This is a genomic window from Marinomonas lutimaris (assembly GCF_019426345.1).
GTDB lineage: Bacteria > Pseudomonadota > Gammaproteobacteria > Pseudomonadales > Marinomonadaceae > Marinomonas > Marinomonas lutimaris.
Genome location: NZ_JAHLLW010000028.1, coordinates 16,244 through 38,434, shown reverse-complemented (window position 1 = coordinate 38,434; position 22,191 = coordinate 16,244). Strand labels below are relative to the sequence as shown.

Below are 22,191 nucleotides of genomic sequence, written 5' to 3'. Positions count from 1 at the left end.
TACAGCTTGTCTGGTGACGATGCGGCATTGCTGGATATCAATGCGGTGACTGGTGTGGTGACGTTAAAAGCCTCAGCGGATTATGAAACCAAATCCAGCTACAGCTTTAATGTGATCGCGACAGATAATGGTGCAGGGAACCTCAACTCTGGTAGCTTGAGTACAACGCAAGCGGTGACCGTCAGCGTCAATGACTTGAACGACAATGCGCCGACAGTCAGTGCAGGAATGGCAACAGCTACGATAGTAGAAGCGGGTGGTGTCGATAACGCAATAGCTGGTACGAGCAGTGCTTCAATTCAATTAACGAAAGCGGATGTAGATACAGTAGGGCGTGTTTCTTACGATACTGCATATCTTCTTAATAATGGTTGGAGTACCACGGATGGAGGTCTTAGTTACTCAAAAAACGGTGTTTACGGTACAGCAAAATTAACGTTAGCAACCGATACTGTTAGTTATGTGTTGTCTAATAACAGTACTAGTACACAAGCACTGACTATTGGCCAGTCAGTCACAGATGGTTTTAGCATTCAAGTATCTGATGGTAATGCTACGCAAGTAACCGATGCTGTCTTTAATATAGTTGGATCCAATGATGCGCCAGTTGCTGCTAGCTCGGCTGTACCTCCATTAACAGCGATAAGTGGGCAAGATTTTGCAGCAGTCACTTTGCCAGCTAATTTATTTACAGACTTGGATAATGGAGAAACAAGTAATTTGGTTTGGCGAGTTGAGAATTTGCCAACGGGGATGGTATTTGATGCAAATACACATATCATTTCAGGTAAACCAGTTGGTGGGTTTGAAGGGGTAAATACTTTACAAGTGATTGCAACAGACCCTAATGGCGCAGAAAGAACGGTTGCCGTTACTTTAACCATTGTTCCGGCCCCAGTAAATGCACCTGAAGCACCTGTTTTTACACCAGCCCCACCCGTTCCAACTGCACCTGTAGAAAGAACCCCAGTTTCAATTGACTTGCCTGCAACAAGGTTAACCTCTCTACCAACAGGAACGATTGCATCAGTTCAAGGCGCGAGTGGTTTTGCGGCAGACGCGACAATTGGAGATGGCTTTGCAGCTCCTGTTGATAATGCAAATATCAATACTGGTAGTGCTGCATCAGGTGCGAGTAATTCTGGACCAAGACCAGCACCTTCTGTCACAACCTCCAGTGTTTCTGTTGATGTTGGGGCCGATGGTCGAGTTCAGGTAACACCTGCCTCTGGTGTGGCGGCCAATACAACAGGATTAAGTATTGCTAATATGATTGCTCAGTCTGATAGAGTGTCCATATCGATAGCGGATTCTGGGTCAGCGAGTAATTACAGTGCGACATTAGCAGATGGTTCGACTTTACCAAGTTGGGTACAAGTCGATCCTGTTACAGGTGAAGTGTCCATGACACCGCCTCCAGGACAAGGCAAAATAGCACTGAAAATTAATGCGGTAGATACTAATGGGAATACTCGGGTGTTGGAAGTTAATCTGGATCTAGATCAGCTACCTACTCCAGATCAAGGCGAACCATCAGAGCCAACTTCCGCTAATGGTGTGACCTTTATGTCGTTGGATGAACAGCTAAATCAAGCCGCTGGCCAATTGGATGATTATGGTCGTGATTTAATGAAATTATTGGTGTCGTAAGGGCTTATGTCAGATCACGCTGTAGCGCAACTGTTGCAAATAGAGCAGCAGGTTAGGCGCTGTGAAACCTTAACTGAATTAAGCTTTGTGATGGTCAATATGACCAAAACCTTAGTTCCTTATGAACAAGCGGCCTATTTAGCAGGCAGCGAGATTGAGCGGTTAACCGTCCATGCTTTAAGCGATCTGTCACTGGTGGATCGTACGACGCCGTTTTGTGCTTGGTTGGAGCAAATTGCTAAGCGCGAGGACAGTCTTGAATCAGCGGCTAAGACACATACCATAGAAAGTGCGTCTTGGCCTGCTGAATTAGCCAATGACCTGAGTGAATTTTCACCCAGTTGTATGCTTTGGCTGCCGCTGTTTATTCCTTCAAAACCTAATCAGCGAGTGGGTGTGCTTTGGTTGGCAAAATCTACTCCTTGGACTGAAAAAGAAATCGGGTTACTTCAGCACTTGGCATCAAGTTATGCTCATGCTCTTCAGGTATTTACCACACGTAATGGTTGGAAATATTGGTTGAGGCGCGTATTTACGAAACGATTGCAATGGGGCGCTTTAATTACAATTGTCCTGCTAGGTTTTGTTCCTGTGCGTTTAACTGTGCTTGCTCCAGCTGAGATTGCGGCTAAAGATCCTCTATTAATTACTTCGCCTTTGGCGGGGGCCGTAAGGCAGATCTTGGTAAAACCGGGAGATCATGTTACTAAAGGGCAGTTAGTCGTAGAAATGGACAAAACGGAATTTAAAGGGCGCTTTGATGTGTCTCAAAGGGAATTGGAACGAGCCCAAGCAGAGTTAAGAACGGCGGAGCAAGCGGGCTACGTTGACCGTAGGAAAAAGTCAGAATTATCGCAGCTAGAATCACAAATTGAGTTAAAAACCATTCAGCGAGATTATCTGCAAACAAAATTGCAGCAAGCGGACATAGTGTCGGATAAAGATGGCATCGTGGTGTTGGATGATCCAGATAAGTGGAAAGGGCGTCCTGTTGTGGTGGGAGAGCGTATTTTGTCGATTGCCGACCCAAGGCATGTGCAATTAAATGTGATGTTGCCAGTGAAAGATGCCATATCTCTGAATCACGGTAATAAAGTCACGTTTTATTTAGATACGGATCCGCTGAATCCTATTGTATTTAGTGTCGATTATTCTTCTTTTGAGCCAAGTCTAACGCCAGATCAAGTGGTGGCTTATCGTATCGTGGCGGACATTGAGGAAGGGGCTAGTGCTCCCAGAATTGGTTTGCGCGGAACGGCTAAATTGTACGGTGAGCAAGTGTCTTTAGCGTATTATTTGCTCCGTCGTCCTATTACGTTTATTCGGCAACGTTTGGGGTGGTAGATGCTTGCTGATACCGTCAATGAGCATCGAGAATTACCACTGCTGCGACAAAATTTACGTTTATTGACGGCTTCGCCTGATGAAGATGGCGAACCTCGTTGGCAAATTTTTGATCCGCTTGCTAATAAATTTTTCTTTTTATCTCTGACTGGTTTTTATCTATTTAGAGAATGGCACAATGCGAAGACCGATGAAGCATTGCTTGCTTTAATGACTCGCAGAGGGATAGATATTGAGCCGAGTGAGTTGACGTTTTTTGTTCGCTTCTTAGAGCTGAATCATCTTATCGAAATCCGTGACAAAAAAGATATGGTTCGTCTTCAGGCAGAAGTGAAGCAGCACAAACAGCATGCCTTATTGTGGCTTCTGCATAATTATTTATTTATCAAAATTCCGCTCGTTAGGCCTGACTTATTTTTGGGTCGGTGTTTTTCAAAAATAACGTTTCTATTTCACTTGCGCTTGCATTGGTTGGCCTTTCTATTAGGGGCAATGGGTCTTGTCATGGTGTTACGGCAATGGGATACCTTCACTCATACCTTGCAGAACTTTTTTGACCTCTCCTCTATTCTGTATTACGTGGGGGCTTTAATTGTTGTTAAAACAGCCCATGAGTTAGGGCACGCATTTGTCGCTAAGCGCTATGGTTGTCGAGTTAGTTCTATGGGGATCGCGTTTTTGCTAATGACCCCTATTTTATATACAGATACAACGGATGCTTGGCGACTACGATCTCGATATCAACGTTTAAGTATTGTGACCGCAGGCGTTCGAGTGGAGATCTATATTGCGTGTGTAGCGACATTTCTATGGGGGATTCTTCCAGATAGTGGTTTGCGAAGTGTGTTGTTTTTCGTTGCCACGACCAGTTGGATTTCCTCATTGCTGATTAATATTAGCCCTTTTATGCGCTTTGATGGCTATTATGCTTTGTCAGATTTTTTGGGCATGGAAAACCTTCAACCACGCTCTTTTTTAGTGGGAAAGTGGTTTTTGAGAGAAAGATTATTTGGTTTTGATTTTGCTCCTCCAGAACCTTTGAATCGAAAAAAGTGTGTGATGATGGTGTCTTATTCTTGGGCCACCTGGCTGTATCGATTTTTTCTTTTTATAGGGATTGCCATTCTTGTTTATTATTTCGCGTTTAAATTACTGGGGATCGTTCTTTTTTTAGTGGAGATCGTGTGGTTTTTAGTATTGCCTATTGTGAAAGAAATGGGCGTATGGTTCAGGTTGAGAAAAGATATGACGATAAACAGAACCAGTGTTATCAGTTTAGGCATTACTGCGGTTATTCTCGGTGCTTTGTTGATCCCTTGGCAAAGTCAGATAAGTGCACCTGCTGTGGTCACATTTGGTCGGCATCAAACTTTTTATCCTACGGAGCCTGCGCGGGTCGCTGCTTGGCAGGTGTTGACTGGCAAATCAGTAAAGCAAGGGGAGTTACTTTTTTTGCTTGAGTCCGTGGATATTGAGCAAGAAATTCACTTAACTCAGGTCGCATTAAAGGCTCTGAATGTTCAGTGGCAGCGTGCTAGCTCCGGTGCTTCAGCAAGTGAGGATCAATTGGTTATTTTGACGCAAATATCTCGTGAGCAATCTCATTTACAGTCTTTATTAGAGCGTCGTGAACGATTAGCTGTCCAGGCTCCTTTCGATGGTTATATTGGCGATGCTTTATCCTTAAACTCAGATGACTATGTGAATGAAAAAATGCCGTTAATGACCTTTTATGATGCCGAGAGTGGAGTAGTGAAAGCTTACATTAACGGCCGCTCCGTGAGTCGTTTGAAAATCGGCCGTGAAGCGAGTTTTATTGGCAATGATGGGGAGCGTTTAAAGACAAGGTTGGTGGTGGATCAAGTATTGCCTACTGCGATTACGCATTTACATTATGCTGGATTATCGTCTATACATGGTGGCCCCATTGCCGTACAAAAAATGCAAGATCAAATCATTCCAGACGAGTCTATTTATGAAGTTATCTTATCCTTTAAAGAACCGCTCCCCATTACTCAGCAACAATATGGTCGTGTAGATTTGTCTGTCGAGCCAAGCAGTTTTCTGGTGGATGGGCTGCGTTATTTATATGGTGTTTTCATACGGGAATCCGGGTTTTAGTAGAGGACGAAGTAAGTGATAGACTCCATTCAATGGGATGAAAAGCAGATCGAAGCGATTGTTAAGGACTTGGCTTATTTGCGTTTGCAAGTAGACTTGGAATTAGTGCCCAGATATCCCAAATTTTTAAATAAAACCTATCCTTTAGGGCGTTGTAAAGAAATTCGTGATGCCGTATTTACTGAATTACAAACTCAGCTTCAGCAACCAACCAGTGACGGTATTACGCTAATTCGTGATGCGCTTGAAAAGGGGGCTGTATTAAAAAAAATATGGGGCGAGTTACGAGGTGTTTATTTTCAAAATGCCATGACGCTTGGTGACTGGTATTTAGATGTTTCAAACGATACGGTGAATCCTAATAAGCCTAGAGTGGAAGTCTTGCCATTAGAAGAGTCGGGGTTTTCTCCTATATCAAGTTTTGAACAGTTTGCTAGCGTGGCTCGGATTTATTGGGGAGTTGAGATATATCGTAACGATGTCTGTCCGGCTTTAGCTCCTTTTTTGCCTATGCTGTATGTGCGAAAAGATGGTGTGAGTTGGCTGGGTGAAGCCAACGACGATATGTTGGCGATGACGATGGCGAGTGAGTTCGTCGCTGCACAACGTATTTTATCTACATTGCCACCTCCTTCAGCACCCTTGCTGCAGCGATGGCAGACGGTGTTGCAGGACCTTGCTCATAATGGTTTTTTACATGAGCAAGGCGATGGTGAAACCTACTGTCAACAATATAGAGAGCGCCAGTACTATATTGGGTCGGATGTGCGTGATCGTGTGGTGAGGGCTTATCTGATGCTGCCAAGAGGCGTTGATTATGCACCGTAGTGAACAAGAAAAAATTGCCCTTGAGCATGAAGCCGCTAAGTTGTTTATGCGTTGCTATGAGCGCAATACGGGAAAGCCCATTCGCCATATTTGGCACAATGATCCCATTCGACCTGATGTGTCATGTATGCTAGAAGGTGAACGCCTTGATTTAGAAATTGCCCATCTCTATGGTTCGGAAGAAGAGGCTATGGCGATTTTAGGGCGAGATTTGACTGATAAAACTCGTGCGACGTTGCAATCCCTAAAAGATGAACCTGCAGATGAGCGATTGTTAAGGTCTTTGAATAAGATTTTAGAAAACAAATCGGGTAAGCAATACGATTCAAAAAGAGTGTGGCTGGTGATTCGAAATACTCATCCAGCCTGGAGTCAAGCTGATATTAAAGCCCTTGAGCATCTTATTACCATGCCTGTTCCTCATGCGTTTGAGAAGGTGTGGATTTTAGGAGATATAGAGGGTAAAAGCGGGATCGTCCGCCTTTACCCTTGAGCTAGGTGCTTAAGCTTTACGAGACTCAATTAGGTTTAAGAAATCTTTCGTATGGCGTTCTAATCTGCGTAGTGCGGTTTCATCTGTTACTTTACCATCAGAAACTAATTTACTGATTGGCGTTAACATCATTTCATGGCAAATATGAATATCTGACAATATGGCATCCATGATTAGTTTAAGATGAGCTTGTGCTCTAGCGCCGCCAACAGGACTGTCTGCTTGAGTGATAATAGTCACTGGTTTATTTTTTAGTGGCGAGTTAAATGCAGGTCGAGATGCCCAATCTAAAGCATTCTTTAACACGGCTGGCACACTGTGGTTGTACTCTGGAGTACATAAAATAATACCGTCTGCTTGGTCTACACTGTCGATAAAAGCTTGTACATCCGCTGGTTTATCTGCATTTAAATCGTCGTTGTAAAATGGCAGAGTATCTAGTCTTGGTGTTTCTGTGCTGTGATTAGTCAGCAAGGCTTCAATCGTATTTAAGATAGCTAAGCTTTTGCTTTTATTAGAAAAACTACCGGACAATAATAAAATTTTCATGATGAATCCTTAAGGGGGAAAATGTTTCAAGGCTTAGCTTGATGCTTTGAATTGCCTTCTGCTGGCTTTTTTGTGGATGATGTTGTTTTAGTGAGATGGCTAAGTCGTATTTGTTCGGCTTTGTATTTTTTAAGAATAATGAGACCAACAATTAACGCGGCGCAGAAGAAAATAATAGCGAAAGCGCCTAAGGCGACGGTGGCAAGAGAGTGCATAATGTTTGTGCTCAATATTTGTGCTAAATAGAAAAACAATTGCAGTGATTATATAAAAAAACGGCCACTTTTACAGACTAGTAAAGTGGCCGTTTTGGTTTTTTGCTAGGCGAGCTTCGGCTTTATCGTTGGTGAACGCATTTGCCTGCGGAGTAGGTTGCTTGAATTGCGCGGTCGTCACCAATGGTCATGAAGACGAATAAGCTTTCTTCGATGTTTTTGGATAGTGCTAAACGTGACTCAAGTAACGGAGTGCCTTTTTTATCAAGGATAACAAAGTCTGCTTCACTGCCTACCGCTAAATTACCAATTTTATCTTCTAGGCGAAGTGCTCTAGCGCCGCCTAAAGTAGACAAATACAGAGATTTAATTGGATTCAGGTTTTCATTTTGTAACTGGATGACCTTGTAGGCTTCGTTCATGGTTTGCAGCATAGAGAAGCTAGTACCGCCGCCTACGTCAGTGCCAAGACCTACGTTGACCTTATGTTCTTCTGCTTTATTGAGTTTGAATAAACCGCTACCGATAAAAAGGTTAGAGGTTGGGCAGAAAGAAATAGCCGAGCCTGTTTCGTGCAGTCTATGGTATTCACTGTCACATAGATGGATGCCATGGGCAAAAACGGAACGTTCACTTAACAGTTTATGTTGGTCATAAACGTCCAAGTAGTTTGTGCTTTCTGGAAAAAGCTCTTTTACCCAAGCGCATTCGTCTTTATTTTCTGACAGGTGAGTATGAAGATAGACATCTTTATACTCACTCAGCAATTTGCCTGCTAAATGAAGCTGCTCATCAGAGCTGGTTGGTGCGAAACGAGGTGTGATGGCGTAATGTAAGCGACCTTTGTTGTGCCAAGTGTCGATCAGTTCTTTGCTTTCCTGATAGCTGCTCTCTGGCGTATCTGTGAGGTAATCTGGCGCGTTGCGATCCATCATCACCTTACCGCAAATCATACGCAAATTATGGACTTCGCTGGCCTCAAAAAAAGCTTCAACAGACACCTTGTGTACCGTTCCGAATACCAGTGCGGTGGTTGTGCCGTTGCGTAAAAGTTCTTTAAGGAAGCGGTCTGCTACATTGCGAGCATGAGCTTTGTCGCTAAACTTACCTTCTTCTGGGAAGGTGTAAGTGTTCAACCAGGTTAGCAATTGTTCGCCATATGAGCCGATCATGTCGGTTTGTGGGTAATGGATGTGAGTATCGATAAAGCCAGGTGTGATAATGGTATCAGGGTGATGCTCAATTAGGGTGTTATCTGGTAGTGTTGGTAGTAGATCGACTGCGTTACCAAGGGCGTAAATTTTATCGTCTTGAATGACTAATAAGCCATCTTCAAAATATTCGTAAGCAGCATCTATGCCGACGTCTTTAGGGTCTGCGATGCAGTGAACAATGGCGGAGCGCCACGCTTTCAAATGGCTCATATGTTTCTCGTGGGTGTCTTCTAAAATGAGTTGAAATATAAAATTTTGACCGAGTGGTTATACTTTATCAGGTCTTTTTCGCACTTTCATTAAACCTTATATTTTGATTTAAGAAATAGTCCAATTATTAGCCTTGCTAGTATCACCAAAATAACGCCGAAAGCATCAGCATAGAAATCTAACCATTCCGCATAACGGTTTACGTAAGGCTGGATCAGTTCAATGGCACCACCTAACAGTATGATAACTAAAGACAGCAAGAGAAAGCGTTTGAGCGGGCCAAAAGCACATAGCAAGGACCAGCCAGCAAATCCAATGACATGATGTGTTTTATCTGTGCCGGGTACTGCTGGAAGGATGTCGGCAGGCGTTAATGTGGCTAGACATATGATGAGAGCGCCTAAAACGAAACCGACAGCTTGCGCTGCCGGAGAAGTGAACCTATAGATCATCGTAAAATGCGCGCTCGAATATTTTTACCTTTAATTTTTTTGTTTTCAAACTCTTTAACAACGGTTTTGGCCACTTCGTTGTCGACAGATACGTAAGCATGAAAATCAAAAATATCGATCTTACCGACTTGTGATTTGTCCAATCCTAGACCCGCAGTGAGTGCGCCAAGGATATCACCTGGGCGAAGCTTGTTTTTGCGGCCAGCATCAAAAGAGATAGTGGTCTTTTGTGGGATCAAGCGGTAGTGGAGGTCAATTTCTCCAAGTTCAATGAAATTCGCAGTGGTGTTAAAGCGCGTTTCAATATCACGAACTTTGTAATCATCTTTTGACGTAACAAGGTTAACAGCAATACCTGCGGCACCAGCACGACCCGTTCGGCCAATACGATGTGTATGAACATCTGTGTCACGGGTGGTGTCATAGTTAACAACAAGGTCAATTTCTTTTACATCAATACCACGAGCAGCGACATCTGTAGCCACTAGCACGCAGCTACTTTGATTGCTGAAACGCACTAGAACTTGATCACGCTGTCTTTGCTCCAGATCGCCATGAATAGCTTGAGCGGCAACTTTGTGCTCAGCTAACCAGTCGGCAACCACTTGTGATTCAGCCTTCGTGTTGCAAAAGACAATTGCTTGACGAGGTTCAAAATGTTGTAAGGTCGCCAGTAATGTTTCGCATTTGTCTTTATTTTCGCTGCGCACAAAAAACTGTTCTATATTTGGTTTAAGGTCTTCTTGCGCTTCTACCTTGATGCTAACCGGTTTGTTCTGGAATTCTGTACTGATTGCTTCAATACCGTCCCCATAGGTAGCGGAAAAGAGTAATGTTTGGCGGTTGCTTGGCGTTAGGTCAACCACTTCACGGATGCTATCGACGAAGCCCATGTCTAGCATGCGGTCAGCTTCATCTAGCACTAGAGTGTTTAGCGCATTGAGCTTAAGCGTACCTTTGCGAAGGTGTTCCATTAGACGACCAGGCGTACCAACAACGATATGAGCGCCATGTTCCAACGAGCCTATTTGTGGGCCAAACGGCATGCCGCCACATAAACTCAGTACTTTAATATTGTCTTGATAGCGTGCAATTTTGCGGATTTCTTTGGAAACTTGATCTGCTAGTTCCCGAGTAGGGCACATTACCAGAGCTTGAACGCCAAAGAAGCGCGGGTTGATTTTGAGTAAAAGAGCAATTGAAAAAGCGAGAGTTTTACCACTACCAGTTTGTGCCTGCGCAAGGATGTCTTTACCTTCAATCATAGGTGGCAAACTTTGCTCTTGGATGGGGGTGAATGTAGTGAATCCCATATCAGATAGCAAAGTGGTTAGCTTAGTTGGAAGAAGGTTGTTTAGAGCGTGTTGAAATGTGGTCACAAAAGGCCTGTCTAGTTGAGTCAATAATAGACGCAGGATACCAGAAAATTGCCGTAAATACTTTTCTTAACCATTTATTCCGTGCCGCTTATATTGTTTTTAGGTAAAGTAAATGGTTGTAATGGATGCCGCAATTTATAGCGACCTTTTTGTTGGGAAAACATCGATGGGTATACAATGATTTCTTTAAGAAACCATGTGAAAAATGAAAAAATGCACTACGTTGTTTTTTGTATTGTTTTTTTATGTGGGATAGCAACAAGTCTTGCTATTTATTTGGAAGAGCGTAAACACGTTTACAGTGATCAAAAGGCTGTAGGGGAGTATTTTGCTGAAAAACTAAACGACAGTTTAATGCAATACATAACTGAGTTGTCTTCTGTTGCATCCCTTATTGAGTCCAATAAAGCTGAGGTATCAGCTAGTCACTTTTCTCGTTTTGCCCAAGGTATTATTACCACTCAAGATATTAGTTTATATTTTGCTCAATACGTACCCGCTAGCAAAAAATACGAATATGAAATGCAGCAACGTATTTTGTTAGGCAACTATAAATTTAAAATTTATCCAGATGAAAACAAATCAGAATACATGCCTTTGGCGTTAGGGTATCCAGACAAACTGACTTATGGTTATGATATTTTATCCTCGCAATATCGAAATCTAAGTTCGGTTACTCGCGCTCGTAACGCTTCTTCTATCATCTTATCTGAACCAACGTTTACCCCTTTTTCGGATACTAAGTTAGGAGCTTCTCCTGATACTTTTATTCTAAGAAAGTCAATTTACTTATCTGTTGATGCACGTTCTTATAAATTAACGGATGACATTGGCTTTCACGGAATAGTCGGTGCGTACTTTAGTATAGACAGTCTGCTTAAAGAGGCTAACTCTTTGGTTAATCATGGCCTTTATTATCGACTTGCTGATGTGTCATCGGACAGGCCTCTTTGGTTTGTTGATTCAGCTGAGCCTTCGTCATGGGAGGAGGAAAACTTTGATACGCGTTATCTTTCTATCGCAGGGCGTAAATGGCGAATCGATACTCGTTATACTGAAAATATTGTGACTCGAATACATTGGTTTTTAGTTATTGCTCCGTTGTTTGTGTTTGGCTTTTTGGCACTATTTTTATCGTTTTATTCACGAAAATTATCTTTAACGTATTTTTCTATGCTTGATTCTATAAACAAGCGTATTGAGATTGATGAGCTAACAGGCCTATTAAGTCGTTATCAAATACAGCTTGAACTCAATGAATTGATTAGTGTCTGCCAAAAAGAAAATAAACAGTTAGCTACGCTAATTCTGGATTTGGACCATTTTAAAACCATTAATGATGCTTTTGGTCACGAATTGGGAGATAGGTTACTGGTAAAGGTGTCTAAGCGACTAACGTCTGTTTTGCCTGATGGTGCGGTTACAGGTTATTTGGGTGGAGATGCTTTTTTAGTTCTGCTTGTTCAGTCGCATGAGCAGAACATGCCAGCGTTAGATGTTTTAGCGAAAGATTTAATACAAAAAATTAGTCAGAGCTATTTTGTGGAAGGGCTGACGCTTGATATTGGCTGTTCTATTGGAGTCGCTGTGTATCCCGAGTTTGGTAAAGATGCTGTAACCTTGATTAAAAATGCGGATATGGCGGTATACCAAGCTAAAACAGCAGGACGCGCCACTTATCATTTTTATGATGGCGATATGGGGCGCAAGTTTGCTCGCAATGTACGTATTGAAACACGGTTGCGTCAGGCACTGCAGAACGGCAATCTAGAACTTAATTTCCAGCCTAAAGTAGATCTTACAACAGAGCGTTGTGTTGGAATGGAGGCCTTGTTGCGCTGGAATGATGAAGAGCTTGGTGCCGTATCGCCTGCTGAGTTTGTTCCTATTGCGGAGCAAACGGGCATTATTTTACCTCTAGGGGACTGGGTATTCGAGCAAGCTTTTCGTCATATATTAGAATGGCAAGCACAGGGTATTACAGTGCCGCCGATTGCTATCAATTGTTCTGCTGCTCAACTTAAAAGAACCGATTTTTTACCTAAGTTATTAGCTTTGTTAGATAAATATAAGATTGATCCAGGTTTGTTAGAAATTGAAGTGACAGAATCTATATTGATTGAAGATGCGGAAAGATGTGCTGAGCTGCTGCGTCAACTTAGTCGCCTTGGAATGAAGTTAGCGATTGATGATTTTGGTACAGGTTACTCAAGTTTAAGCTACTTGAAAGATTTGCCATTCCATTATGTCAAAATAGATCAGGTCTTTATTCGTAATATTATTGAGGACAGAAAACACGCGGCCTTGACTCATGCGATCATTAGTTTAAGTCATGATTTGGGGCTAAAAGTGATCGCAGAAGGCATTACGGATATTCACCAGCTTATCATGTTGCAAGACTTTGGTTGTGATATTGGTCAAGGCTATTTATTCAGTAAAGCACTCGGGGCAAACTCTATGGGAAGTGATCCTATGATAGTTGCCCTTAATGAACAGGACTCTAAGGATTAAAGGGCTCGAATTTAATAGATAATCAGCTCGTTTACAGACCTTTTTAGGTAGCAAAATATATTGCGCTAAAGAGGGCTGTTACGAGATGTTTTTTCTTTCAGAGCTTCCCAGAATTGGGTTAAATTTGGATTCTGGTTAAACTTAGAGCGATACAGGCGTATTTCAAGCGGAATGTGCCAATTCTCTTCCCCCGCCAAAGCGACTTTTCCATAATTTAATGTGTCTAACATGAGGCGCCTTGGAATCCAGCCAATACCGTAACCTTCTTTCACCATGGCTTTTATGCTGACGGAGTGATAATTCTCAGACAGCGTTTGCAGCTGCGGAATGTCTCGCTGTCTTTGCAAATGATGATGAATAACCGGTTGTAAGAAGGAGTTCTCATAGTAGCCAATATAAGGTAATGGTTTACGTTTGGCGCCTGGGAGGGTGAACTTTGGTTCGCCAGTTGCATCTGTTGCGCTACATGGAATGAGAGTTTCTTCGGCAATGACAAGGTGTTCGTATTGTTCATCATCAAGAGCGCGAATGAAGTTGATTGCTGGATGCCAATAGCAAAGCATGATATCGCATTGTTGATCCATAAGAGAATTAACAAAGTCTATCCCTAGCCAAGAACTAGACTTCATATTGATGTCTAGATCCATGTCGATGCTTTGGCAGAATGGTTCAATGACTTCTTTATAAAAGCTAAGAAACAAAGTTTGCGTGGTTACAAAGCGTATCTGAGACTCTTCTTGTTTACGAATCTCTTGGCACCGCTCTTTGGTGTCTCTTAATTGTCTGGTAATTAGCTCCGCGCTTTGTAGAAATACTTCGCCTGCTGGCGTTAAAGACAAAGGCAAAGTGTTGCGGTCTATTAAAGTGACGCGCATCTCTTCTTCGAGTAATTTAATACGTCGACTGAAGGTTGGTTGAGTGACGTTTTGTTCGTCTGCTGCACGTGAAAAATGACGTGTTTTTGCGAGGGCAATAAAATCCTCAAGCCATCTTATTTCCATGTGGCCTCCTGACGAGCAGAAAACGAAGAATAAACAGAGATAGTGAAGCAAATAGTAAATAGGAGCATCATAGTCGACCCTCTTCAATAGCGTGACAAGCCACACTACTACCGTCACTTTGCAGTGTCATAGTGGGTGATGTTTCGTAGCAGCGCTGATTCGCATAAGGGCAGCGCGCTTGAAAAACACAACCAATCGGTTTCTCTGTTGGTGTTGGGACTTCGCCAATAAGTCGAATGGGCTGAGCTGTGTTGCTGTCTAATCTTGGGATGGCTGACAGCAAGGCTCTAGTATAAGGATGCTTTGGCGCACTAAATAATGTTCCAGTTGGCGCAAGCTCACAGATTTTACCTAGGTACATGACCGCTACTCGGGTGGCAAAATGCTCGACAACGGCTAAGTCATGGGTAATGAAAAGATAACTAAGGTTGCGCTCTTCTTGCTTGTCCATCATCAGGTTGAGCACTTGTGCTTGCACTGATACATCTAGCGCTGATAGTGGCTCGTCAGCGACGATAAAATCGGGTTCGACCGATAGTGCGCGAGCCAAGCTGATTCGCTGACGTTGGCCGCCTGAAAATTCATGAGGATAACGGTCTGAGCTCGAAGCAGAAATGCCGACAGACTCTAAAAGTTCATCAATTTGCTCATCTACCTGAGATTGTGAAAGCTGTGGATTATGGAAAGAAATCGGCTCGCTGAGTGTTTGATAAACCGTCATTCTAGGGTTTAATGATGCATAAGGGTTCTGGAAAACCATTTGCATACGGCGCCTAAAAAACATGCGCTGGCGATTGTTTAATTGATCGATGCGTTGATCAAGGTAATGTATTTCACCTGCACTCGGCGTCGTTAGCCCCATGATGGCGCGCGCCAACGTGGATTTTCCGCAACCTGTTTCACCAACTACACACAAGGTTTCACCTTGATTGATAGTAAGATTAACGCCATTGAGGGCGTGGACGCTGTCCTTATGTCTTTTGAATTTTCCGTGACGGAAGCGCCATTGGCTAAGCCAACTTTCATTTGCTGTGAAAGCTTTTTCTAAGCCGCTAATTTGAATGAGAGGGGTTGCCACTAACTTGCCTCCTGATCTTTATCGGCGAACTCATTGAGCATGTCTTCGACCAAAAAGCAGGCGACACTAGACACGCCACTGAAAATAAAGCGTGGTTGTTCTTGTCGGCATTTTTGTGTGGCATAAGGGCAGCGTGGGTGAAACGCACAACCAGATGGTCGTTCAGCGAGCGATGGCATGCTGCCTTGTATTTGATTTAATCGCTGTCCAGGCAAGGTCATCTGGGGTAGTGCATTCAAAAGACCTTGGGTATAAGGATGTTGAGGATCATTGATAATCTCTAGGGTTGGGCCTTCTTCAACGACATGACCTGCATACATTACTATGGTTCGTTCAGCAACTTTTGATACCACGCCAAGATCGTGGCTAATTAAAACTAGGGCTACGCCATTGTCACGACATATGGTTAACAGCAGCTGCAGGATTTCTGCTTGAATAGTCACATCTAAAGCGGTAGTTGGCTCGTCAGCAATAATAATATCTGGGTTAAGTAGCAACACAGAGGCGATGATCACCCTTTGGCGCATTCCGCCAGATAGTTCATGCGGATACTGATCAAAGCGTTTTTCTGGTGATGCAATTTGCACATGATGTAGCTTTTCAATGGCAATATTACGAGCGTCTTTGTAGTTGATTTTAGTATGGCTGCGGATAGTTTCGACCAGCTGATCGCCAATAGTTAATACTGGATTCAGTGTCATCATCGGGTCTTGGAAAATCATTGCGATGCGTTTGCCACGAACTTCTTGCAGCTGACGTAAATTCATTTTGGTGATTTCTTTGTTTTCCAACTTAATTGAGCCAGAGTCTATATAGCCGGGTTTGCCAATCAAATTAACAATAGAAAATCCTAGAACCGATTTCCCTGCACCAGATTCCCCCACAATAGCAATTCGCTCACCGCGATTTAGGGTGAAACTGACGTCAATTAAGGCGGCGAGTTCTTGCTCTTTCGTATGAAAGTTGACGTGTAAGTTACTGACGCTTAGTAAATTCATTTGAGACCTTTGCACGACTGCTGTGTTTGCCAATACTTTGTTAAAAACAGGCTCATATTAGTCTTTATACGTCCTTGGGTTTAGATGATCGCGCAACCAATCGCCAAGTAAATTCATGGCCAAAATTAAAATAATTAGCGTCACGCTTGGTATGACACAGATCCACCAAGAACCTGCAAACATATAAGCAAACCCAGCTGAGATAAGCGAGCCAAGAGAAGGCTCGGTAGCTGGCATACCTAGCCCTAAAAAAGATAGGGCGGCTTCGGCAACAATGGCATTTGCGATTTGCACGGTAAAAATAACCAAAATAGGAGAAAGTGTGTTTGGCAAAATGTGGCGAAACATGATGCGTTTTGGGCTAATACCCATCACTCTGGCTGCATCAACGTATTCTTTTTGCTTCTCTGCTAGCACCGAGGCGCGAATCGTTCGGGCAAATAGGGGCCACTCTGTTAAACCAATAACCAGGATAAGAATGACCATAGCGAGTTGCTGATATCGAGCCATGCCAAACAAGGATTGGAAGATAGCCAAAAAGACAATCGCGACCATCATATTTGAGAAAGATAATTGAATATCCGCGCAACGCATTAGAAAGTTATCTATACGTCCTCCCAAATATCCTGCCATTAAACCGATGCAAATCCCGAGAGTGGCTTGGATTAATACTGCGCATATACCTATGGTCAATGAGAGACGTGTGCCGTATAAAATCACTGATAAAAGATCTCGCCCTTGAGCGTCTGTACCTAATAAAAAACGATGATCACCGCTAATCCAGCTAGGCGCAATTTCCGCATTCATCAAGTCCATAAAGGCAGGATCGACGATGTCGAAAGGTGCCACCAATGGGGCGAGAAGAGCTACAAGGCAATAGAAAATAAAAATGATCAAAGCCAGCATTGCGAGCTTGTCGCCAACAACGCCAGACCAAATATGTCCCCAACGACTGCCTGAGGTCGGATGAAGTAGATCTTTCTTGGTGTACTTCATAGTCCGTGACTCGCTAAGCGTACAGTGGGGTTAACCAACCCGTAGATCAAATCCACTACAGTGTTAGTAATAACAAAAATACCGCCGACGACAATTAAGTACGCAGAAACAAGTGGTGTATCGACTCGACTAACGGCGTCCATAAACAAAAAACCCATACCAGGCCATTGGAAAATAGTTTCGGTTAAAATGGTATAAGCGACCAAGGTCCCTGCTTGAATACCGCCCACAGTGATGACCGGCAGCATGGTGTTTTTTAAAGCATGAATAAAATAGATCCGTCGTGCCGATAAGCCTTTTGACCATGCAAAACGTATGTATTCTGATTGTAATACTTCCATCATTTCTGCGCGGATTAAGCGGACAAAAATAGGCATCAAAGCAATGGCTAGGGATAGGCTAGGTAAAATTAAATGCTTTAAACCATCCTTTGTAAAAAGGCCACTTTCCCACAAACCGAATATCTCTATTGTCTGACCTCGCCCAAAGCTGGGAGCCATATTGAGTTCAATGGAAAAAATGTACACCATCAAGATGGCAACAATGAAAATGGGTACAGAGAGACCGATTGAACTGATAATCATCAACAAGCGAGAGAGCGCATGTTTTGGTTTAATCGCAGCTAAAACGCCGCAGGGCGTGGCGACAAGAATGACGATCAAGATAGCGCAAAAAGCCAATTCTAATGTGGCTGGGAGCTTTTTGAGAATTACGTCGAGAGCGGGTTCTTTATAATAGTATGACGTACCTAGATCGCCATGGATCACACCTTTCGCAAAATGCCAATATTGAACGAAAAAGCCGTCATTGAGACCAAGTTCGTCACGAATTTGATTGCGCTCTTCTAGTGATACCGACATGCCAACCATTTGCTGTACAGGGTCGCCTAGCTTGTCTTGTATCGCAAAGCTGATCACACTGATGATGATCATAACAAAGCAGGCTTGTATCATACGGCGAAGTAAAAAAATCAGCATGGGGTGATGGTATTTCCACTCGTCATTGAGGTGATGTTCTCTTGGTAAAAGCCCATAAAGAATTCGCTATACTCACTATTCTGCAATGAATAGATCTCCTATATGGGGGTAGTTTTGGTCATTGACTATGTCTTGTATTTTAACTTTATCTTTGGCTGCCCAAGTAAGAGATTGCCAATATAATGGCACAATGGCTGCATCATTATACAAGGTCCGTTCTATTTGCTGCATAAGACGAAGACGTCTTTCAGGATTCATTTCCCTGTTTGCTTGACGAATGTCATCGTCAATATAAGGTCTGCAATATTCGCTGGCATTATAAGCCCCCATTCCGGTTTTGGCATCTGGGCAGGCGATAATAAATTCAAATAAATTGTTTGAATCCATCGTGTCTGACTGCCAGCCTAGCATCATCATGTCTGCACTGCGGTTATCAAACTCTTTAAAATATTGAGCCTTAGGAAGTGTTTTTAAATCGACCGTGATGTTGATTCTAGACAGCATGGCGGTGATTGCTTGGGCGACTTTTTCGTCGTTCATATAGCGATTGTTCGGCGCCATCATACTAATACGAAAGCCTTTTTCATATCCCGCTTCTTTCATTAGTGCTAACGCTTTCGTTAAATCGTATTCTGGTTCTAAGTTGTTGAGATGGCCAAGAAAACGATCGGGACTTAATTGTCCTGCTGGTGTGGCATATCCTTTTAATATTTTTTCAACGATTAACGCTTGGTTAATGGCTAAGTTTATGGCTTTTCTAACCCTGATGTCTTTAAATTCCTTACGGCGTTGCTGGTTCATGTGGAGCAATAAAATACGCGTACTGGGTAGTGTAACCAGTTGAATGCCTTTTATTTTTTTTGTCCGTTCTATGTCTATCGGTGAAACAGGGAAGATAAAATCCACATCGCCTGAAAGCAGCGCTGCAAGTCTAGTGGAGTCGGCGCGAATCGGAGTTAATATGATTTTATCTACGTTGCCAATTGATTCGGTGTCCCAGTAATTTGGGTTGCGTTTTAGCTCCATACGACTACCCAGTTCTCTATCGACTAGTATGAAGGGGCCAGTTCCTGACACATTTCGAGAAGCAAATGTTTCTCCATATTTAACAATTTGGTCTTTGTCTTGATAGAACAACCTATCCATTGGAAAGACGTACGTCATGATGTTGAGTAGTAATGGATTGGCGTAAGTGGTGTGAACATCGATTGTATAGTCGTCGACTATGGAAGCAGATTTTATTGTGTCAAACATAGCACGAAAGTCAGGCGATGTTTTTAAGCGATTAATCGTATAAACAACGTCTTTAGCTGAAAAGGCATTACCTGTTCGGAAGGTGACATCTTTACGTAAATAAAAGCGCATTGTTAGATTGTCTATGCGTTCCCATTTTGTCGCCAGACGAGATTCAAATTGACCGTTTTGTTTCCAGCGCAGTAGAGGATCGAAGGCAAGGTGGGAAAATTGTAATGTGCTTTCTGACAGTTGCTCGTGTGGGTCCAAGGAAACTGGATCTGCGCCAAAGGCCATTTTAAGCGTCGTTGCTGTTGCTTTATTCCATAAGAGTAGAGCCAAGCAGCAGGCTATAATAACCTTTTTCTTCATTATCTCAGATCTCATTGTTAAGTGTGGCTTGTGGAGTGCGATGGTTTGCATTTAGTGATGCCTAGATTCTAACGCAGCACTTATAAATCTTGACCATATGGACGACCCTGCATTTTTGCAAAAAAATGAGTAAAAAGACAGCAAGACTAGATGTTTTCAACACAATTAAAGTCGAAATGTGTTTTATTTAAATGATCAGCTTAACAATATAGGTGGATATGAATTATTTTGCGCACCTCCATATTGCTGCAATTACCAATACATCGTGGGTAGGTAATTTGCTTGGTGATTTTCCTGTTGACGCAAGTCATTTAGATGCAGATTTGCTAGCCGGCTGGCGTTTGCATCAAAAAGTAGATGTGATGGTGGATAAGCATGAAGCAAGTTTGCTTTTTCGCTCTATGCCTCGAAAAGGACGCCGGAGATTTGCCGGTATTGTACAAGACATTGCTATGGACTATTGGTTAATACAAAACTGGACGCAATTTAGTACTGTTCCGTTGGATGTGTTTTGTGAACAAGCTGTTATTGGTTTGGTGAAAGATAAAGATCGTAGTCCAGAGCGTCTGAAAAATATGATTAGCTCATTAGAATATGAAAACTGGCTATCAAATTTAGGAACACTTGACGGTGTAGATAGGGCAATCCGTTCTATCATGCGGCGTTGGAAGCATGGAGAGCATTTACAAGGTTTTGTCGATGACTTGCCTAATGTAATCGCACAGGCTGAAACACCGTTTTTAGTCTTATACCCAGATTTATTGGATTATGTTAAGCAAGAAATGAAAAAAGCCGAGGCCACACACAGCCTCGGCTAAATGGGCCTTTTTGCTATTAGTTCATAGCGGGCCCGATCGAGAGAACAACCAGATAAGCCAATTAAGCTAGGTGCAGATTCCTTGCTTTTGTCTATCTGGAATGGACGAGTATAGATATTTTCTGCTGAGTCACCTTGATGTAGGTCAGATTCGAGCTGATCACTGCAATAAAAGTCCAATAAATATATGAGAGTTAGGTGCACAGTATTTTATCTCTCTCTTGTGGGAACTTGTGGTAGAATCCGCCACCGAAAAAGACTTGGTTAGAATAGGGGAGTTAGGTTGAGCGTTCAGTGGTATCCAGGGCACATGAATAAAGCGCGTCGAGAAATCGAAGAAGTCATGACGCAAGTAGATATCGTTATCGAGGTATTGGATGCCCGTATCCCCGATTCCAGCCAGAATCCCATGCTTAATACTTTGCGTGGAGATGTTCCTGTTCTTCGTCTTTTGAATAAAAAAGACTTAGCTGACAAAGCTAGACTAGACTTATGGTTAGAGCACTGGCGTGGTAATGAGTCTGTTTTAGCTCATCCTTTTTCCACGCTAGACAAAGCAGATGTAAGTAGAATAAGCCAGTGGGTGAGCCAGATGGTTCCTCATCGAGGCAGTGCTGAAAAACCGATTAGAGCCATGATTGCTGGTATTCCTAATGTTGGCAAGTCCAGCTTAATGAATGCCTTGTTGGGTCGTCGAGTGGCAAAAGTAGGTGATGAGCCTGCTGTTACTAAGTCGCAGCAAAAATTGAAAGTAACAAATGGCTTTCAGATATTAGACACGCCTGGAATTTTGTGGCCAAAAATTGAAAACCCTGATGCTAGCTATCGTTTGGCTGTAACAGGTGCCGTTCGTGATACGGCAATTGATTATGAAGATGTGGCTTTGGCGGGCTTGAAATTTTTTATCGCCGATTATTTAGAGTCGCTGACAACACGTTATAAATTGAAAGAAATCTCTGCAGACCCGTATGAAGTGCTGAAGGTGATTGGCTCTAAGCGTGGCGCTTTACGTGCAGGCGGTAAAGTCGATATGCATAAAGCAGCTGAAGTATTTTTAAATGATGTAAGAACTGGCGCTATTGGTCCTTATGTCATGGAAACACCGGAAATGATTGCTCATGAAGAGCGTTTAGTTGAAGAAGCTAAAGCGAAAAAAGAAGCCGAAAGGCAAGCTCGATTGGCGGCCGCTGTTCCACAACGTCAGCAAGCAAGCAATCGCGCTTATCGTAATGCTCAATCACTGGAACAAGCGGAATCAACAGAACAAGCTCAAACTATTCAGCAAGATGAGAACATAGATGACAAACAGTGAGGTTCACGGTCATGGATTATGAAATTGCCTTTGATCAGGACGAAAATGTTTATCGTATTTATACCGGGTATGAATTTGCTGCAATTGGCGAATGGGTATCTGAATACGTACGTGATTTAGAAAGTATTCAACGAGTGCTAATGGCGGCTCGTTTAGCAGAAACAGAGAAAGAAACCACGGAATTTAAGCATGGCCCTTTTGATGTTATTCTGAGCGAAGAAGGTGTGTCAGTCTCTCGACAAGTCGATCTAGACTCAGCAGAAGAAGAAATAAAAGCGATGTTTGATACTCAAGAAAGTTTTTATCAAACGTCGACCGATGGTATTCAAGCAGAATGTGGCTTGGAAGATCTGATTAACATGATCGAAAATTGGCATGAAGTGTTGCAGTAATTCTAAAGTGTTAGGATAGTTGTTCCTTGCGCTGGCTGGGTTTAAACTA

General features: G+C 42.8%; 20 protein-coding genes. 9 read left to right on the top strand and 11 right to left on the bottom strand.

Annotated features, from left to right (window positions below; genetic code table 11):
* The 5 genes from KPL72_RS19805 to KPL72_RS19785 all read left to right on the top strand — a co-directional run.
* On the top strand, nucleotides 1-1,650 hold a 1,650-nt coding region (locus KPL72_RS19805; protein WP_219704184.1), incomplete at its 5' end, for a putative Ig domain-containing protein.
* A 6-nt stretch (nucleotides 1,651-1,656) separates the two neighbouring features.
* Entirely contained in the window at nucleotides 1,657-2,994 is a 1,338-nt protein-coding gene (locus KPL72_RS19800) for an efflux RND transporter periplasmic adaptor subunit (protein WP_219704183.1), read from the top strand.
* Nucleotides 2,995-5,115 (top strand): site-2 protease family protein, encoded by a 2,121-nt coding sequence (locus KPL72_RS19795; protein ID WP_219704182.1) that lies wholly within the window; start codon nucleotides 2,995-2,997, stop codon nucleotides 5,113-5,115.
* Nucleotides 5,116-5,130: 15 nt separating this feature from the next.
* Nucleotides 5,131-5,943 carry a hypothetical protein gene (locus KPL72_RS19790; RefSeq protein ID WP_219704181.1) on the top strand — a complete coding sequence of 271 codons (813 nt, stop codon included), beginning with the start codon at nucleotides 5,131-5,133 and terminating at the stop codon, nucleotides 5,941-5,943.
* Nucleotides 5,933-6,436: a hypothetical protein gene (locus tag KPL72_RS19785; RefSeq protein WP_219704180.1), complete on the top strand. Its 504-nt coding sequence runs from the start codon at nucleotides 5,933-5,935 to the stop codon at nucleotides 6,434-6,436. Before KPL72_RS19790 ends, KPL72_RS19785 begins: the two co-directional genes overlap by 11 nt.
* 9 nt (nucleotides 6,437-6,445) lie before the next feature.
* Here KPL72_RS19785 and KPL72_RS19780 read toward each other — a convergent pair whose 3' ends face one another.
* From KPL72_RS19780 to dbpA, 5 genes are all read right to left on the bottom strand, one after another.
* Nucleotides 6,446-6,985: an NADPH-dependent FMN reductase gene (locus KPL72_RS19780; protein ID WP_219704179.1), complete on the bottom strand. Its 540-nt coding sequence runs from the start codon at nucleotides 6,983-6,985 to the stop codon at nucleotides 6,446-6,448.
* Nucleotides 6,986-7,011: 26 nt separating this feature from the next.
* Entirely contained in the window at nucleotides 7,012-7,200 is a 189-nt protein-coding gene (locus KPL72_RS19775; protein WP_212918430.1) for a hypothetical protein, read from the bottom strand.
* Nucleotides 7,201-7,322: 122 nt separating this feature from the next.
* A complete protein-coding gene (guaD, locus tag KPL72_RS19770; RefSeq protein WP_212918431.1) occupies nucleotides 7,323-8,624 on the bottom strand; it encodes a guanine deaminase in 1,302 nt (433 codons plus the stop codon).
* Nucleotides 8,625-8,713: 89 nt separating this feature from the next.
* Nucleotides 8,714-9,076, bottom strand: a complete 363-nt coding sequence (locus KPL72_RS19765; protein WP_219704178.1) for a VanZ family protein — start codon at nucleotides 9,074-9,076, stop codon at nucleotides 8,714-8,716.
* Nucleotides 9,073-10,455 (bottom strand): ATP-dependent RNA helicase DbpA, encoded by a 1,383-nt coding sequence (dbpA, locus tag KPL72_RS19760; protein ID WP_212918433.1) that lies wholly within the window; start codon nucleotides 10,453-10,455, stop codon nucleotides 9,073-9,075. Before dbpA ends, KPL72_RS19765 begins: the two co-directional genes overlap by 4 nt.
* A 198-nt stretch (nucleotides 10,456-10,653) precedes the next feature.
* On the opposite strand from dbpA, the gene KPL72_RS19755 reads away from it, so the two are divergent.
* A complete protein-coding gene (locus KPL72_RS19755; protein ID WP_212918434.1) occupies nucleotides 10,654-12,966 on the top strand; it encodes a bifunctional diguanylate cyclase/phosphodiesterase in 2,313 nt (770 codons plus the stop codon).
* A 65-nt stretch (nucleotides 12,967-13,031) separates the two neighbouring features.
* Here the strand turns inward: KPL72_RS19755 and KPL72_RS19750 are convergent, their stop codons facing one another.
* The 6 genes from KPL72_RS19750 to KPL72_RS19725 all read right to left on the bottom strand — a co-directional run bounded on the left by KPL72_RS19750 (nucleotide 13,032) and on the right by KPL72_RS19725 (nucleotide 19,621).
* Nucleotides 13,032-13,967, bottom strand: a complete 936-nt coding sequence (locus KPL72_RS19750) for a LysR family transcriptional regulator (RefSeq protein ID WP_219704177.1) — start codon at nucleotides 13,965-13,967, stop codon at nucleotides 13,032-13,034.
* Between the two features lie 67 nt (nucleotides 13,968-14,034).
* Nucleotides 14,035-15,045 carry an ABC transporter ATP-binding protein gene (locus KPL72_RS19745; RefSeq protein ID WP_219704176.1) on the bottom strand — a complete coding sequence of 337 codons (1,011 nt, stop codon included), beginning with the start codon at nucleotides 15,043-15,045 and terminating at the stop codon, nucleotides 14,035-14,037.
* A complete protein-coding gene (locus KPL72_RS19740; RefSeq protein WP_212918437.1) occupies nucleotides 15,045-16,043 on the bottom strand; it encodes an ABC transporter ATP-binding protein in 999 nt (332 codons plus the stop codon). The genes KPL72_RS19745 and KPL72_RS19740 overlap by 1 nt, the downstream gene beginning before the upstream one ends.
* 57 nt (nucleotides 16,044-16,100) lie before the next feature.
* Entirely contained in the window at nucleotides 16,101-17,039 is a 939-nt protein-coding gene (locus KPL72_RS19735; RefSeq protein WP_212918438.1) for an ABC transporter permease, read from the bottom strand.
* Complete coding sequence (locus KPL72_RS19730; protein WP_212918439.1) at nucleotides 17,036-18,016, bottom strand: ABC transporter permease; 981 nt, start codon at nucleotides 18,014-18,016, stop codon at nucleotides 17,036-17,038. The genes KPL72_RS19735 and KPL72_RS19730 overlap by 4 nt, the downstream gene beginning before the upstream one ends.
* Nucleotides 18,017-18,091: 75 nt before the next feature.
* On the bottom strand, nucleotides 18,092-19,621 hold the full coding sequence (locus tag KPL72_RS19725) for an ABC transporter substrate-binding protein (RefSeq protein WP_219704175.1): 1,530 nt from the start codon (nucleotides 19,619-19,621) through the stop codon (nucleotides 18,092-18,094).
* Nucleotides 19,622-19,839: 218 nt separating this feature from the next.
* Here KPL72_RS19725 and KPL72_RS19720 point away from each other — a divergent pair, with 218 nt between their 5' ends.
* From KPL72_RS19720 to KPL72_RS19710, 3 genes are all read left to right on the top strand, one after another.
* Nucleotides 19,840-20,439, top strand: a complete 600-nt coding sequence (locus KPL72_RS19720) for an acyl carrier protein phosphodiesterase (RefSeq protein ID WP_219704174.1) — start codon at nucleotides 19,840-19,842, stop codon at nucleotides 20,437-20,439.
* A 282-nt stretch (nucleotides 20,440-20,721) separates the two neighbouring features.
* The gene (gene ylqF, locus KPL72_RS19715) at nucleotides 20,722-21,750 is read left to right on the top strand and encodes a ribosome biogenesis GTPase YlqF (protein WP_219704173.1); all 1,029 of its coding nucleotides are present in this window, start codon (nucleotides 20,722-20,724) and stop codon (nucleotides 21,748-21,750) included.
* An 11-nt stretch (nucleotides 21,751-21,761) separates the two neighbouring features.
* The gene (locus KPL72_RS19710; protein WP_212918443.1) at nucleotides 21,762-22,142 is read left to right on the top strand and encodes a YacL family protein; all 381 of its coding nucleotides are present in this window, start codon (nucleotides 21,762-21,764) and stop codon (nucleotides 22,140-22,142) included.
* Nucleotides 22,143-22,191: the final 49 nt, after the last annotated feature.